We start from the raw sequence: 14,147 nt of genomic DNA on the forward strand, positions 1-14,147 counted from the left end.
ACCTGTACCGTTAGTTGTTAAAACAAAAGTTATATTCTTTTTTGTTATATGCCGTTACAACGTGAACGACCGGCAGGGACCTGAGCCTAGCAGTTGTCCGGCGTATTGAACCTCAGCTGTACCTGTGCGTGATGTAGGTTTTTTCCTAAGCTTGTTAGCTGAGCCTTGCAACAAGGCCGAATCAACGAGAAAACCACCATGAGCGACAACCGACAGTGGGCCCGCGAAGCCATCCGGATCATCGAAGCCGACTTCCAGCGCAGCGCCGACACCCACCTGATTCCCTTGCCGCTGCCGGGTTTTCCGGGCATCGAATTGTATTTCAAGGATGAGTCCAGCCATCCCACCGGCAGCCTGAAGCACCGTTTGGCGCGCTCGCTGTTTCTGTATGCGCTGTGTAACGGCTGGCTCAAGCCCGGGGCGCCGGTGATTGAAGCGTCCAGTGGTTCGACGGCGATTTCCGAGGCGTACTTCGCCAGTTTGCTGGGCTTGCCGTTCATTGCGGTGATGCCGGCGACCACCTCCAAAGAGAAGATTGCGCAGATCGCCTTCTACGGTGGCAAAAGTCATCTGGTCGATGATCCGACGCAGATCTACGCCGAATCCGAGCGCCTGGCCCGAGAACACGATGGGCATTTCATCGACCAGTTCACCTATGCCGAGCGCGCTACCGACTGGCGGGCGAACAACAACATCGCCGAGTCGATCTTCCAGCAAATGCGCTTCGAACTGCACCCCGAGCCGAACTGGCTGATCTCCAGCCCCGGCACCGGCGGCACCACCGCGACGCTGGGCCGTTACGTACGTTACCGTCAGCATTGCACCCGCGTGCTCTGCGCCGATGCCGAGCGTTCGGTGTTCTTCGATTACTACCAGACCGGCGACGCCAGTCTGCGCCTGGATTGCGGTTCGCGGATTGAAGGCATTGGCCGGCCTCGGGTAGAAGCGTCGTTCCTGCCCAAAGTGATCGATGCGATGGTCAAGGTGCCGGACGCGTTATCTCTGGCGGCCATGCATTACCTGGCGCAGCGTTTGGGACGTCGGGTGGGCGGGTCGAGCGGGACCAACCTGATTGGCGCCTTGATGGCGGCCCAGCAGATGGCGGCGGCGGGGGAGTCGGGGTCAATCGTGGCGATTCTGTGTGATGGCGGCGAGCGCTATGCCACCACCTATTACGATCAGGCTTGGCTCAAGGCCCAGGGGTATGAGTTGAGCGGTTTGATGGATGCCGTGGCGGGGAGTGTTGAGCGCGGCGAGCCGCTGCCGGGCACCGTGCTGCGCGCCAATATCTGACACAACGCTGAACCAATGTGGGAGCGAGCCTGCTCGCGAAATGGATAGTTCAGTCAACATATCTGTTGAATGTTAATCCGCTTTCGCGAGCAGGCTCGCTCCCACAGGGTTTTGCATTTACTCCAGGTGCAGGTCAGGCCTCGAGGCCGAGGATGTCGCGGGCCACAGCTTCTGCAATCCGAATCCCATCGACACCCGCTGACAGAATCCCGCCCGCATAACCCGCGCCTTCACCCGCCGGGAACAAGCCTTTCACGTTCAGGCTCTGCATCGACTCGTCACGGGTAATCCGCAGCGGCGACGACGTACGCGTCTCGATCCCGGTCAACACGGCGTCGTGCAGCGAGTAACCGCGAATCTGCTTCTCGAACGCTGGCAAGGCTTCGCGAATGGCTTCAATGGCGAACGCCGGCAAGGCCAACGCCAAATCACCCAAGGCAACCCCCGGTTTGTAGGACGGTTCTACGCTGCCCAACTCGGTGGACGGCTTGCCGGCAATGAAGTCGCCGACCAGTTGCGCCGGCGCTTCGTAGTTGCTGCCGCCCAGCACAAAGGCGTGGGATTCCAGGCGTTCCTGCAACTCGATACCCGCCAGCGGGCCGCCCGGATAATCGACTTCCGGGGTGATCCCGACGACGATCCCGGAGTTGGCGTTGCGTTCGTTACGCGAGTACTGGCTCATGCCGTTGGTGACCACGCGGCCTGGCTCGGAGGTCGCCGCCACCACGGTGCCGCCCGGGCACATGCAGAAGCTGTAGACCGAACGTCCGTTGCTGGCGTGGTGCACCAGTTTGTAGTCGGCAGCCCCGAGTTTCGGGTGGCCGGCGTACTTGCCCAGACGCGCGCGGTCGATCAGCGATTGCGGGTGTTCGATGCGGAAACCCACCGAAAACGGCTTGGCTTCCATGAACACGCCACGGCCGTGGAGCATGCGGAAAGTGTCCCGGGCGCTGTGACCGAGGGCCAGAATCACGTGTTTCGAATGGATCTGCTCGCCGCCATCGAGCTCGACGCCGACCAGTTGGCCGTCCTCGATCAACACATCGGTCACCCGCTGCTGGAAGCGCACTTCGCCACCCAACGCGCGAATCTGCTCACGCATGTTTTCCACAACACCGGTCAGACGGAACGTACCGATGTGCGGTTTGCTGACGTAGAGGATTTCTTCCGGCGCACCGGCCTTGACGAACTCGTGCAGGACTTTGCGACCGATGAACTTCGGGTCCTTGATCTGGCTGTAGAGCTTGCCGTCGGAGAATGTCCCCGCGCCACCTTCACCGAACTGCACGTTGGATTCCGGGTTAAGCACGCTTTTACGCCACAGGCCCCAAGTGTCCTTGGTGCGCTGACGCACTTCGGTGCCGCGCTCGAGGATGATCGGCTTGAAGCCCATTTGCGCGAGCAGCAGCCCGGCGAAAATCCCGCACGGACCGAAGCCCACGACGACAGGACGTTGCTCAAGATCAGCCGGCGCCTGGCCGACCGCTTTGTAGCTGACATCCGGCGCCACGTTGACGTTACGGTCATCGGCGAACGTGTGCAGCACCGCCGCCTCATCGCGAACGTTGAGGTCGATGGTGTAGATGAAGCACAGTTCGGAGGACTTTTTGCGCGCATCGTAGCTGCGCTTGAACAAGGTGAAGTCGAGCAGGTCATCACTGGTGATGCCCAGGCGCTGCACGATGGCAGGGCGCAGGTCTTCTTCGGGATGGTCGATGGGCAGCTTGAGTTCGGTGATTCGTAACATGACAGGATCCGGTTCGCGGGGCGCACAACTGCGCCAAGGCGTTTGAAGCCCGCGATTATAAGCCTCAAAGAATGATTCCCGTGAGGCTAAAACGATCAGTCGTTACGCGATCCGCCGAAATACCCGCAGCCACGCTGAACCTGGCCGTCGACGCGCAGTTCGGCGCTCATGTGCTGGACACTGCCGGTGCTGCTGTCGACGCAACGTTGCGGTGCCACCCACAATTCGATGTGCTGGTTATTGGCTTCAGTGCTGAGGTTGAAGCGGCCATCGCCCAGTTGCTCTTCAACGTAGGGCACGGCCAATGGCGGCTGACCGGCGCGCTCGATGACCATGCCTTTGCCGCTGACTTTGACGTTCCACTCAGGCCCATGGCCGGCGGCGCGCAGAATCAGCACTTTGAAATTCGGATCGTTGCACGCGGTGCCCGAGCGCTCGACGCGGTACAGCTGCGCAAGATCGAGGCGGCTGTCGGCACCGCTGGCAACGATCCGGCCGCGTACGTCGGCAAACAGCTTGCCTTGGGCATCGGCTAGGGTTGCGGCCTCTTGCAGGACGCTGGTGCCGCCGGTGTCGTTGACCACATAACTGCGCTGCTCATTGCACGGCTGGAACAACAGTTTGCCGTCGGCCGCCGTCAACTGGCCCTGCATGCGGGTCTGGCCCACGTGGGAGGCACTTTCACGCGGGCCATCGAAAAACTGGCATGCGGCAAACAGCGGAAGCAGGGCAACAAGGACTAAGGAACGGGCAACACGCATCTTTGAGTCTCCAGACAAGTGCCGCCACGTTACTCAGCCTGACCGTTCATCACAAGGGTTTAGCCCACGTGAAAGGTCTGACCTGTTTGCAGGCCTTCCACGCTTTTGGCGTAGGCCAATGCCACATCCGCTGCCGGAACCGGTTTGTAGCCGCGGAAATACGGCGCGTAGCTGCCCATGGCTTCGACCAGTACGTTCGGGCTCACTGAGTTGACGCGCAGGCCGCGAGGCAGTTCGATGGCGGCGGCGCGGACGAAGCTGTCCAGAGCACCATTGACCAGTGCTGCCGAAGCGCCGCTGCGAATTGGGTCGTGGCTGAGCACACCAGTGGTGAAGGTGAACGAGGCGCCGTCATTGGCGAACTCGCGACCGATCAGCAGCAGATTGACCTGGCCCATCAACTTGTCTTTCAAGCCCAGGGCAAAACTGTCTTCGGTCATTTCGCTCAAGGGGGCAAAGGTCACGTTGCCAGCGGCGCAGACCAGTGCATCGAACTTGCCGGTTTTCTCGAACAGCTTGCGAATCGAAGCGCTGTCGCTGATATCCACATGGTAATCACCGCTGTTGCGGCCGATACGGATGATTTCGTGACGCTCGGACAGCTCCTTGTCGACCGCCGAACCGATGGTGCCGCCTGCGCCTATCAAAAGAATTTTCATGCTGCTGATTCTCGAGTGGGTTGAAAGAGGCTTAAGTCTAGAGTGGTTTTTTCCATTGATAAGCGCGCTAATAGGCAACCTTTGGTTTTCAAATGGAAACAATCCATGAGCGAAATGGATGATCTGGCAGCGTTTGCGGTGTTGATCGAAGCGGGGAGTTTTACCTTGGCGGCGCAGCAATTGGGGTGCAGCAAGGGGCAGTTATCCAAGCGCATCAGCCAACTGGAATCGCGGTTTTCAGTGGTGCTGCTGCAACGCACCACCCGCCGTTTGAGCCTGACCGCCGCGGGTGCGGCGCTGTTGCCGCAAGCCCAGGCGCTCGTAGTCCAGGTCGAGAGGGCACGTCAGGCATTGGCGCGGTTGAAGGATGACATGGCCGGGCCGGTGCGTATGACGGTTCCGGTATCGCTGGGGGAAACCTTCTTCGATGGCTTGTTGCTGGAGTTCTCTGGCAAATATCCCGAGGTGCAGATCGAGCTGGACCTGAGCAACAACTACCGTGATTTGTCCCGCGACGGGTTTGATCTCGCGGTTCGCTCCGAGGTGGGCAATGACGAACGCCTGGTGGCCCGACCGCTATTAGCCTGGCACGAAATGACCTGCGCCAGCCCGGCCTACCTAGAGCAATACGGCGAACCGTTAACGCCTCAAGCACTCGCTGAACACCGCTGTCTGCTCAACAGTCATTACAGCGGTCGCGAAGAGTGGCTCTATCACCAGCAACACGAGTTGCTGCGGGTACGGGTTTCGGGGCCGTTCGCCAGCAACCATTACAGCTTGCTGAAGAAAGCGGCACTGGCCGGTGCCGGCATTGCGCGGTTGCCGTCCTACCTGCTGCAAGCGGAATTGGCTGACGGCCGTTTGCTCTGGCTCCTGCGTGGCTATCAGACGCGCAGAATGCCGATGTACCTGGTTCACCCGTATCAGGGCGGTTTGCCGAAGCGCACGCAGGTGTTGGCGGATTACCTGATAGGCTGGTTCAAGCGCAGCGGTGAAGCGCTGGATCGGCTCCAGCACACCACATAGATCTCTGTGGGAGCGAGCCTGCTCGCGAAAGCGGTAGGGCAGACAACATTTCTGTTGAATGTGAAATTGCATTCGCGAGCAGGCTCGCTCCCACAGGGTGATCTTCGTGGTCAGGCTTCTTGTGGGGCGATTTGATCCAGCGCCCGATTCACCGCCAGCTCGCCCAGCATGATGCTTTGCTGGATACCGAGCAGCAAGACGTTGTAGCTTGCAGGAAGTAACACGGACACTGATTAAACACGCTCTCCAAAACACCCAATATCCCCTGTGCGAGCTTGCTCGCGATGACGGAGGGTCAGTCGGAATCAATGTTGACTGTCACACCGCTATCGCGAGCAAGCTCGCTCCCACAGGGATCTTCATCGTTGCCGAGTTTGTGTGAGGCACAAAAAAAACGGCCCGAAGGCCGTTTTTTGTTTACCGCAAAGACTCAACCACCCAAGTACGCTTCACGTACTTTCGGATCAGTCAGCAGGGCTTCCCCAGTGCCTGTCATTACCACCCGGCCGTTCTCCAGAACGTACGCACGGTCGGCAATTTTCAGCGCCTGGTTGGCGTTCTGCTCCACCAGGAACACCGTCACACCGTCCTTGCGCAGCTGTTCGATGATGTCGAAGATCTGCTGGATGATGATCGGTGCCAGGCCCAACGAAGGTTCGTCGAGCAGCAGCAGCTTGGGTTTGCTCATCAGCGCACGGCCGATGGCGAGCATTTGCTGTTCGCCGCCGGACATGGTGCCGCCGCGTTGGGCGAAGCGTTCTTTCAGGCGTGGGAAAAGTCCGAGAACCTTGTCCATCTGTTCCTGATAATCGCCCTTATCGGTGAAGAAACCGCCCATGGCGAGGTTTTCTTCCACGGTCAGACGGGCAAACACTCGACGACCTTCCGGAACCACGGCGATGCTCTTGCGCATGATCTGCGCCGAGGTCTGCCCCACGAGCTCTTCACCCATGTACTTGATGCTGCCGCTGTGGGCTTGCGGCGAACCGCAAAGCGTCATCAGCAAGGTGGATTTGCCCGCGCCGTTGGCGCCGATCAGGGTAACGATTTCGCCCTGACGGATTTCCACGTTGACGCTGTGCAAGGCCTGGATCTTGCCGTAGAAGGTGGAAACGTTTTCGAATTGCAGCATTTACGCTTCCCCCAGGTAGGCTTTGATCACTTCGGGATTGTCGCGGATCTGTTCCGGCGTGCCGTTGGCCAGAGGCGTGCCCTGGTTGATCACGACGATGTGGTCGGAAATGCTCATGACCAGTTTCATGTCGTGTTCGATCAGCAGCACGGTGACGTTGTGCTCTTCACGCAGCATGCTGATCAACGCTTTAAGATCTTCGGTTTCCTTCGGGTTCAGGCCGGCGGCCGGTTCGTCGAGCATGAGGATCCGCGGGCGGGTCATCATGCAGCGAGCGATTTCCAGACGACGTTGCTGACCGTAGGCCAGGGTACCGGCCGGACGGTTGGCGAACGCCTTCAGGTTGACCTTGTCCAGCCAGAATTCGGCGAACTCCATGGCCTCGCGCTCGCTCTTGCGGAACGCCGGGGTCTTGAACAGACCGGCCAGGAAGTTGGTGTTCAGGTGACGGTGCTGGGCGATCAAGAGGTTCTCGACCGCCGTCATGTCCTTGAACAACCGCACGTTCTGAAAGGTGCGCACTACGCCTTTGAGGGCAATCTTGTGGCCGGGCAGGCCTTGGATCGGCTCGCCGTCCAGCAGGATGCTGCCGCCACTCGGCTGGTAGAAACCGGTCAGGCAGTTGAACACGGTGGTCTTGCCGGCGCCGTTGGGGCCGATCAGTGCCACGACCTGTTTTTCCTTCACGCTCAGGGCTACGCCGTTGACCGCCAGCAAGCCGCCGAAGCGCATGCTCAGATTTTCGACTTTAAGGATCTCGCGGCTCATTTGCGCAGCTCCATGTGAGGACGTTGCATGGGCAGCAGTCCTTGAGGACGCCAGATCATCATCAGCACCATCAAGGCGCCGAACATCAACATGCGGTATTCACTGAACTCACGCATCATTTCAGGCAACAGGATCATCACCGTGGCGGCGAGTACGACGCCCAGCTGCGAGCCCATGCCACCCAGCACCACGATGGCGAGGATGGTCGCCGATTCGATGAAGGTGAAGGACTCCGGTGTCACCAGACCTTGGCGCGCGGCGAAGAAGCTACCGGCGAAACCGGCGAACGCAGCACCGAGGGTGAAGGCCGACAGCTTGATGACCGTAGGATTGAGCCCCAGCGCACGGCAGGCGATTTCGTCTTCACGCAGCGCTTCCCAGGCACGGCCCAGCGGCATGCGCAGCAAGCGGTTGATGACGAACAGGGCGAACAGCGACAACAACACCGCGATCAGGTAAAGGAAGATCACCTTGTTGATCGAGTTGTATGCCAGGCCGAAGTACTCGTGGAACGTCTGCAGTCCCTCTGCGGCCGTTTTATCGAAGGTCAGTCCGAAAAGCGTTGGCTTGGGAATGTTGCTGATGCCGTTCGGGCCACCGGTGATGTCGGTCAGGTTTCGCAGGAACAGACGGATGATCTCACCGAAGCCCAGCGTCACGATCGCCAGATAGTCACCGCGCAGACGCAGGACCGGGAAGCCGAGCAGGAAGCCGAAGGTGGCCGCCATCATCCCGGCGATTGGCAGGCAGATCCAGAAGCTCAGACCGTAGTAGTGCGACAGCAGCGCATAACTGTAGGCGCCGACGGCATAGAAGCCGACGTAACCGAGGTCGAGCAGACCAGCCAGACCGACCACGATGTTCAGGCCCAGGCCGAGCATCACGTAGATCAGCACCAGCGTGGCGATATCCACCGCACCGCGGGAACCGAAGAACGGCCAGACCAGCGCACCGATGATCAACGCGATGATGATCCAGCGCTGAGTGGTCGGCAGGGTCAGGAACGTACTGGCCTTGGCCGGCATCACTGGCAGGTTCGGCGAGGATTTCCAGGCCGAGCTGATCTGCTGGTCGAACAGCACGCGCAGGAACATCAACACCGAGCACACGGCGATGGTGATCAGGGTGGCGTCGCTGGTGCCATGGACTTCGAGGTTGATGCCGACGATGGTCAGTTTCAGACCGAGCACCGGGTAGGCAACGGCCCACACCAGCAAGGCGCTGAACAACGCCTGTTTAATATTCCTAGTCATACTTTCTCAACCTCCGGACGGCCCAACAGGCCGGTTGGCCGGAACAACAACACCAGAACCAATAAGCCGAACGCCACGACGTCCTTGTACTGGTCGCCGAAGATATCGGCACCGAAAGCTTCCGCCACCCCAAGCACGATCCCGCCAAGCATGGCTCCGGGGATGCTGCCGATACCGCCCAGTACCGCGGCGGTGAAGGCCTTGAGGCCGACCAGGAAACCGGCGTTCGGGTTGATCACCCCGTATTGCATGCTCAGCAGCACAGCCGCGATGGCTGCCAGTGCGGCACCGATGACGAAGGTCAGCGCGATGATGTTGTTGGTGTTGATACCCAAGAGGTTGGCCATCTTGATGTCTTCGGCACAGGCACGGCAGGCGCGACCCAGGCGAGAGCGGGAGATGAACAGCGTCAGGCCGAGCATGGCGACCAGAGTCACCACGAACACCACGATTTGCATGTAGGAAATCAGCACTTCATGTGCGCCACCTGGCCCGATGGAGAAGTTGCCGGGGATCAGGTTGGGGATGGATTTGTCCTTGGAGTCTTGCGCCAGCAGAACCGTGTTCTGTAGGAAGATCGACATGCCAATGGCGGAAATCAGCGGAATCAGACGGTTGCTGCCGCGCAAGGGGCGGTAGGCGATCCGTTCGATGCTGTAGCCATAGGCACTGGTCACGACGATGGTCGCGAGGAAAGCGGCGGTCATCAACAGTGGAACACTGTCGAGTCCCATCATGGCCAGCCCGGCGATGGCGATGAACGCCACGTACGAACCGATCATGTACACCTCGCCGTGGGCGAAGTTGATCATTCCAATGATGCCGTAAACCATCGTATAGCCGATGGCGATCAGGGCATACGTGCTGCCAATGGTCAGACCATTAACCAGCTGTTGGAAAAAGTGATAGATGTCAGGCATTACAGCGCTCCTAAAAACCTGATACGCATTTCACTGGTGGAGTCATTTTCCCGCTCGAGCCCCGTGGATCTGCATCCACTTCGAACGCGAGGTTTGCCAGCGAACCGCTGATGACGGTTTTGAGATTTTCAGGTGGGGAGACTGGCGGATCACGCCAGTGCGGCCCAATACATTCGTAAAATAAAGCCCACGGCACGCCGTGGGCTTTATTGGCAGTCAGTTTGGCCGCGCCTTACTGAGGTTTTGCTTCAGTTTTAGGTTTGCCGAAGTGCCACTCGTAAACCACAAATTTGAAGTCTTTCAAGTCGCCCTTGGCGTCGAAGCTCAGGTCGCCAGTCGGAGTCTTGAAGGTGCCTGCGTGGATAGCTTCAGCCACTTTGGCAGTGTCTTCGCTCTTGGCAGCCTTGATACCGTCAGCGATGACGGTCACAGCCGAGTAGGCCGGGAACACGAACGGACCGCTCGGGTCTTCTTTCTTGGCTTTGAACGCGTCAGCCAGGGCGACGTTGGCCGGATCCTGGTCGAAGGATTTCGGCAGGGTTACCAGCAGACCTTCGGAAGCGTCCTTGGCGATCTGCGAAATGGAGTCGTTACCCACGCCTTCCGGACCCATGAACTTGGCTTTCAGGCCTTTTTCCTGGGCTTGACGCAGGATCAGGCCCAGCTCCGGGTGGTAGCCGCCGTAGTAGACGAAGTCGACGTTGGCTTGCTTGAGTTTGGCGATCATCGAAGAGAAGTCTTTGTCGCCGGCGTTGATGCCTTCGAACACGGCAACCTTGACGTTTTTGCCTTCCAGGGTTTTCTTCACAGCGGTGGCGATGCCTTCACCGTATTGCTGTTTGTCGTGCAGAACAGCAACGATCTTCGGTTTTACGAAGTCGGCAATGTAGTTACCGGCGGCAGGGCCTTGGGCGCTGTCCAGACCGATGGTGCGGAACACCATTTTGTAACCACGGGAAGTGATGTCCGGGCTGGTGGCAGCCGGGGTGATCATGATCACGCCTTCGTCTTCGTAAATGTCCGAAGCCGGTTGAGTGGAGCTGGAGCACAGGTGACCGACCACGAACTTGACGCCGTCGTTGACGACTTTGTTCGCGACCGCTACCGCTTGTTTTGGATCACAGGCGTCATCGTATTCAACGGCTTCGAGTTTCTTGCCGTCTACGCCGCCTTTGGCGTTGATCTGTTCGATGGCCATTTTGGCGCCACTGAACTGCATGTCGCCGTATTGGGCTACAGGGCCGGTTTTAGGGCCGGCGATGCCGATCTTGATGGTGTCAGCTGCGAACGAATGGCTGGCAACCCCGGCCAGAACCATAGCGGCAAACAGTTTGGAAATCTGCTTAGTAGCCTTAGTCATAGTGCTCCACTCTTACTGTTGTAGTTTTTATAGTCCTGGCGCCGTAGCAGCAGAACCGGGTCAGATATCTTCGATATCCTCCGGAAAATGCCCCCGGCAACTGTACCGGTACAGTGTAGAGCGCCAATTGTTAGCCTGGGAAGCTGGCGCCAGGGGGCAAAATCAGAGGGTGTCGCTTTTTTGAAAGAAAAAGACAGAATGGCGGCGGGGGTTATAGCTGAAATATCAGCAATCCTTGGCTTTCCTGCTGTTTTCAATCAGTAACTCAATTGCATCCGGGTTTTTCTGCCAGACCACCAACGTTATGATTACGTCGATTTCTTTTCCGGACAGGACCCATGACTCAAGAACCTAGCACCCTCTATGCCAAGCTGCTTGGTGAAACCGCATCTATTACCTGGAAGGAGCTTGAGCCGTTCTTCGCTAGGGGTGCCCTATTGTGGGTCGATCCCGGTCTGGATCTGATTGCTGCAGCGGAGGCAGTCGCGACCGACGAAGGCGAGAAAGTGGCTGCCTGGCTGGCCGCCGACAAGGTCGCCAAGCTGTCTGAAACGCGGGCGCTGGATCTTTTTGAACGCGATCCGGAGCTGTGGGCAGTGGTCGTTTCGCCGTGGATTCTGATCCAGGAAAGGGCGACGAGCTGAAGTAGCGCACTCTATTGGTGCGTGACTTTGTTGGACGAAAGTGTGTAGCCGAGTAGCGTGATGGCATGTTGCCGTAGAGAAAGGCCACAGGCGGGCCAGCATCACGGTGACGTAAACGTAACGGGAACAGTTTATCGAGCAGCCTAAGGGCTACTTAATTGTTTCTGAATGTTGGGATTTGTGGTGAATTTTATGCCGCCATCGCGAGCAGGATCGCTCCCACAATGTGATCGCATTCCTCCTGAAAGAACGCGGTCACCTGTGGGAGCGAGCCTGCTCGCGATTGGGCGCGCCGCTAATTAAGCAGTCTTGCCCGTATGGTTATTCAAAGAAATAACCTTGGTCTTGCCAATCCGGTGGCGATAAATCTCGCGCAAGTACTTGATCGCCTTCTTCACGCAGTCCCGGGACAGACGAATGTCATTGATCGAGACGAACTTGTCTTTGTCGTTGATCAGTTCGCGGTACTTCTTCTCGTACATCGGTTTGATCGCGTACCAGTTGGTGTCGAGGATCTTCGCCGGGTTCTCGAATTCATTCAGCAACTCGTCGATCCGGTCTTCGTCGAAATCTTCATTAATGATGAAATCCAGAATCGAGTTATCCAGGGTTTCATCAAAGCGGTACGGGTTTTTCGCGAAGCAACGCTTGATGAAGGCCACGATCAGCGTCAGGAAGTCGTCCGACAGGCACGGGCTCTTGGCGATCAGGGTGGTCAGCGACAGGTTGGCCGAGGCGCCGATGACCAGCGCATAACGCTTGAGCGTGGTGTTCGGGAACAGGCTGTTGAGGTGGGTCTTCAACCGGTTCAGGTCCATGTAGGACAGCTTGTAGTCCTTCGGCAGCGAAACAATCGACACTACCGATGAGCAGTTCTTGAAGAAGTGCAGGTCGTGCAAGGCGGCCGCGTCATACCCCGAGTTCTTGTACTGCTCCAGCGAGGCGCGATAGCGCTTGGATTCGATCGGCAACAGGCTGATGCCTTCGATCGCCTGGGTCACTTTGTTGAAGTGCGGCAAGTCGATGGAGCGGAAGAACAAGTCGTCGATGTTCAGGCGCTGAGGTTCTTTCTCGAACACCTTGAACTTGTCGCTACTCGGCGGCGGAGTTTCCGGCACCACGGACTCGGCGTAGGCAATCGCTACAGGGCCTGCCAGGCTCATGAACAGGTCGTTGGCGTCCAGGCGAATGGTTTCGCCAATGTCGATGCCGGCGCGACGGAAATAGTTCTGGTCGTAGTCGGTGGTGACCGCTTGCGCCGTCAGAATGTTGAAGATCTGCTGTGAGATGTATTGGTTAGCGTGCTTTTCCATCGCATTGACGTCGATGTTCTGGATGTTGCCGTCATCGCTTTCTTCGGCGTAACGCATGATGTCGTTGGAGATCAGCATCATGGCGTTCCATGGGCGGATACGGCCCATGACACTGGCTTCGCTGCTGTCTTCATTGTCGAAGTTGTAGGAGAAATCCCACTCTTCCGACAGGTATTTGCACAGCAGGCGACCGGCGTTGATGTGCAGCGCCTCAGACATTTCGCTTCGGTGATCGGAAATGTTCGGCAGCACGCAGATGCCGCTGGTGAAGATCGGCTCGAAGACGAAAGCATGGCCGCTTTTGCTGTCGTGCTCGTCCATTGGCTTGGTGTCGAATGTCTTGTTCATGTACGAGTGTTGCTGGGCCAAGCCGAATTCCGAAGCCATGCCCGAACCGGTACCACCACCGGCACTGAAGATCGAGAAATACAGGCGCGACTGGTTGGCCTTGATGCCGCAGCTGTCGATCAGGTACGAGTGGATCATCTTCCAGTCAGGGCTGGAGAAACGCTGGGTGTCCTTGTTCAGGATGATCTTGGCCAGGTACTGACCGAGGATCGGCGCGTTACCGGCGCCACCGGCGTGGACTTCCGACAAGTCCATGATTTTCATTTTGCTGTAGTCGCGCAGGAACCCACTTTTTTCGCCCTTGCGCGAGAAGCGGATGCGACCGGCGATGTCTTTGTCCAAGTCGCCGAGCATGACCAGCGGTTCTACCAGGAACACCGGTTTGGTAGCCTTGTTCGGCCCCAGGCGCAGGTTGTTGCGAATCCACTGTGCCGGGCTGTAGCCCTTTTCAGCGAAGCGCTTGTCCGGTGACAGACGGTCTTCGTTATTGAATTCGTTGAGGTAGAACTTGCGGGCGTTGTACACCAGTTCGGCGACGTCCAGTGCGATGTTCGAACCGCAGCGGCCCAGGCCGATCAAGCATACCGACGGGAATTCCTGATCGCTGTGCTGTTCACTGTCGCCTTCCAGATGCGGTGGGCGCGGGAACACCATGTCGCGCAGGCCGTCGAGGTTGTCTAGGATACGGTCGGTGTTGGTTTCGGTGAAGTACAGGTATTGCTGAGTCGCCAACGGGCGCGATGGCGTCAATGGCTTCGACGGTGCGGGGCTGTTCGCCGCTGGGCTCAACGTCAGATCGGATATCGCAGCGGCCGGATTGTTTTTAGAAGTCATTGTGCGCCATGTACCTGGGCTGGTTGGTTGGGCGACAAGCTGTCGTCGAACCATCACGGATGGGATCTCGCGTCTTTTTTCAGCGCGTA

At 58.3% G+C, this 14,147-nt stretch carries 12 protein-coding genes; 3 read left to right on the forward strand and 9 right to left on the reverse strand.

All coding sequences use genetic code 11. The features are described 5' to 3' along the window. The first annotated feature begins 198 nt into the window (after positions 1-198). The gene (locus QFW87_RS06600) at positions 199-1,293 is read left to right on the forward strand and encodes a PLP-dependent cysteine synthase family protein (RefSeq protein ID WP_283190096.1); all 1,095 of its coding nucleotides are present in this window, start codon (positions 199-201) and stop codon (positions 1,291-1,293) included. 133 nt (positions 1,294-1,426) lie between these two features. On the opposite strand, the gene QFW87_RS06605 is transcribed toward QFW87_RS06600, so the two are convergent. The 3 genes from QFW87_RS06605 to QFW87_RS06615 form a co-directional block, all read right to left on the reverse strand. After that, a complete protein-coding gene (locus tag QFW87_RS06605; RefSeq protein WP_283190097.1) occupies positions 1,427-3,040 on the reverse strand; it encodes an NAD(P)/FAD-dependent oxidoreductase in 1,614 nt (537 codons plus the stop codon). A gap of 95 nt (positions 3,041-3,135) precedes the next feature. After that, positions 3,136-3,801, reverse strand: a complete 666-nt coding sequence (locus tag QFW87_RS06610; RefSeq protein WP_283190098.1) for a hypothetical protein — start codon at positions 3,799-3,801, stop codon at positions 3,136-3,138. 59 nt (positions 3,802-3,860) lie between these two features. Continuing rightward, on the reverse strand, positions 3,861-4,460 hold the full coding sequence (locus tag QFW87_RS06615) for a short chain dehydrogenase (RefSeq protein WP_283183287.1): 600 nt from the start codon (positions 4,458-4,460) through the stop codon (positions 3,861-3,863). 105 nt (positions 4,461-4,565) lie between these two features. Between QFW87_RS06615 and QFW87_RS06620 the strand changes: the two genes are divergently transcribed. Continuing rightward, complete coding sequence (locus QFW87_RS06620; protein ID WP_283190099.1) at positions 4,566-5,486, forward strand: LysR family transcriptional regulator; 921 nt, start codon at positions 4,566-4,568, stop codon at positions 5,484-5,486. A 430-nt stretch (positions 5,487-5,916) separates the two neighbouring features. On the opposite strand, the gene QFW87_RS06625 is transcribed toward QFW87_RS06620, so the two are convergent. From QFW87_RS06625 to QFW87_RS06645, 5 genes are all read right to left on the reverse strand, one after another. After that, the gene (locus QFW87_RS06625) at positions 5,917-6,618 is read right to left on the reverse strand and encodes an ABC transporter ATP-binding protein (protein WP_046046223.1); all 702 of its coding nucleotides are present in this window, start codon (positions 6,616-6,618) and stop codon (positions 5,917-5,919) included. Then, positions 6,619-7,386 (reverse strand): high-affinity branched-chain amino acid ABC transporter ATP-binding protein LivG, encoded by a 768-nt coding sequence (livG, locus tag QFW87_RS06630; protein ID WP_129441792.1) that lies wholly within the window; start codon positions 7,384-7,386, stop codon positions 6,619-6,621. Then, positions 7,383-8,639 (reverse strand): high-affinity branched-chain amino acid ABC transporter permease LivM, encoded by a 1,257-nt coding sequence (locus QFW87_RS06635; protein ID WP_283190100.1) that lies wholly within the window; start codon positions 8,637-8,639, stop codon positions 7,383-7,385. The genes livG and QFW87_RS06635 overlap by 4 nt, the downstream gene beginning before the upstream one ends. Beyond that, positions 8,636-9,559, reverse strand: a complete 924-nt coding sequence (livH, locus tag QFW87_RS06640) for a high-affinity branched-chain amino acid ABC transporter permease LivH (RefSeq protein ID WP_283190101.1) — start codon at positions 9,557-9,559, stop codon at positions 8,636-8,638. The genes QFW87_RS06635 and livH overlap by 4 nt, the downstream gene beginning before the upstream one ends. A gap of 232 nt (positions 9,560-9,791) precedes the next feature. After that, positions 9,792-10,919, reverse strand: a complete 1,128-nt coding sequence (locus QFW87_RS06645) for a branched-chain amino acid ABC transporter substrate-binding protein (protein WP_283183291.1) — start codon at positions 10,917-10,919, stop codon at positions 9,792-9,794. Between the two features lie 338 nt (positions 10,920-11,257). On the opposite strand from QFW87_RS06645, the gene QFW87_RS06650 reads away from it, so the two are divergent. Next, a complete protein-coding gene (locus tag QFW87_RS06650) occupies positions 11,258-11,563 on the forward strand; it encodes a DUF2288 domain-containing protein (RefSeq protein WP_007906642.1) in 306 nt (101 codons plus the stop codon). Positions 11,564-11,862: 299 nt separating this feature from the next. Here the strand turns inward: QFW87_RS06650 and QFW87_RS06655 are convergent, their stop codons facing one another. Then, positions 11,863-14,058: a hypothetical protein gene (locus tag QFW87_RS06655; protein WP_283190102.1), complete on the reverse strand. Its 2,196-nt coding sequence runs from the start codon at positions 14,056-14,058 to the stop codon at positions 11,863-11,865. Positions 14,059-14,147 lie beyond the last annotated feature (89 nt).

Origin of the sequence: Pseudomonas sp. PMCC200344 (assembly GCF_030053095.1) — a bacterium.
In the GTDB taxonomy this organism is placed as follows: domain Bacteria; phylum Pseudomonadota; class Gammaproteobacteria; order Pseudomonadales; family Pseudomonadaceae; genus Aquipseudomonas; species Aquipseudomonas svalbardensis.

Bases quoted from the DNA above. Each gene is read 5' to 3' on its own strand.
- QFW87_RS06600 (WP_283190096.1), top strand. From the start codon at position 199: ATGAGCGACAACCGACAGTGGGCCCGCGAAGCCATCCGGATCATCGAA.
- livH (WP_283190101.1), bottom strand. From the start codon at position 9,559: ATGCCTGACATCTATCACTTTTTCCAACAGCTGGTTAATGGTCTGACC.
- QFW87_RS06605 (WP_283190097.1), bottom strand. From the start codon at position 3,040: ATGTTACGAATCACCGAACTCAAGCTGCCCATCGACCATCCCGAAGAA.
- livG (WP_129441792.1), bottom strand. From the start codon at position 7,386: ATGAGCCGCGAGATCCTTAAAGTCGAAAATCTGAGCATGCGCTTCGGC.
- QFW87_RS06625 (WP_046046223.1), bottom strand. From the start codon at position 6,618: ATGCTGCAATTCGAAAACGTTTCCACCTTCTACGGCAAGATCCAGGCC.
- QFW87_RS06610 (WP_283190098.1), bottom strand. From the start codon at position 3,801: ATGCGTGTTGCCCGTTCCTTAGTCCTTGTTGCCCTGCTTCCGCTGTTT.
- QFW87_RS06620 (WP_283190099.1), top strand. From the start codon at position 4,566: ATGAGCGAAATGGATGATCTGGCAGCGTTTGCGGTGTTGATCGAAGCG.
- QFW87_RS06615 (WP_283183287.1), bottom strand. From the start codon at position 4,460: ATGAAAATTCTTTTGATAGGCGCAGGCGGCACCATCGGTTCGGCGGTC.
- QFW87_RS06655 (WP_283190102.1), bottom strand. From the start codon at position 14,058: ATGACTTCTAAAAACAATCCGGCCGCTGCGATATCCGATCTGACGTTG.
- QFW87_RS06635 (WP_283190100.1), bottom strand. From the start codon at position 8,639: ATGACTAGGAATATTAAACAGGCGTTGTTCAGCGCCTTGCTGGTGTGG.
- QFW87_RS06645 (WP_283183291.1), bottom strand. From the start codon at position 10,919: ATGACTAAGGCTACTAAGCAGATTTCCAAACTGTTTGCCGCTATGGTT.
- QFW87_RS06650 (WP_007906642.1), top strand. From the start codon at position 11,258: ATGACTCAAGAACCTAGCACCCTCTATGCCAAGCTGCTTGGTGAAACC.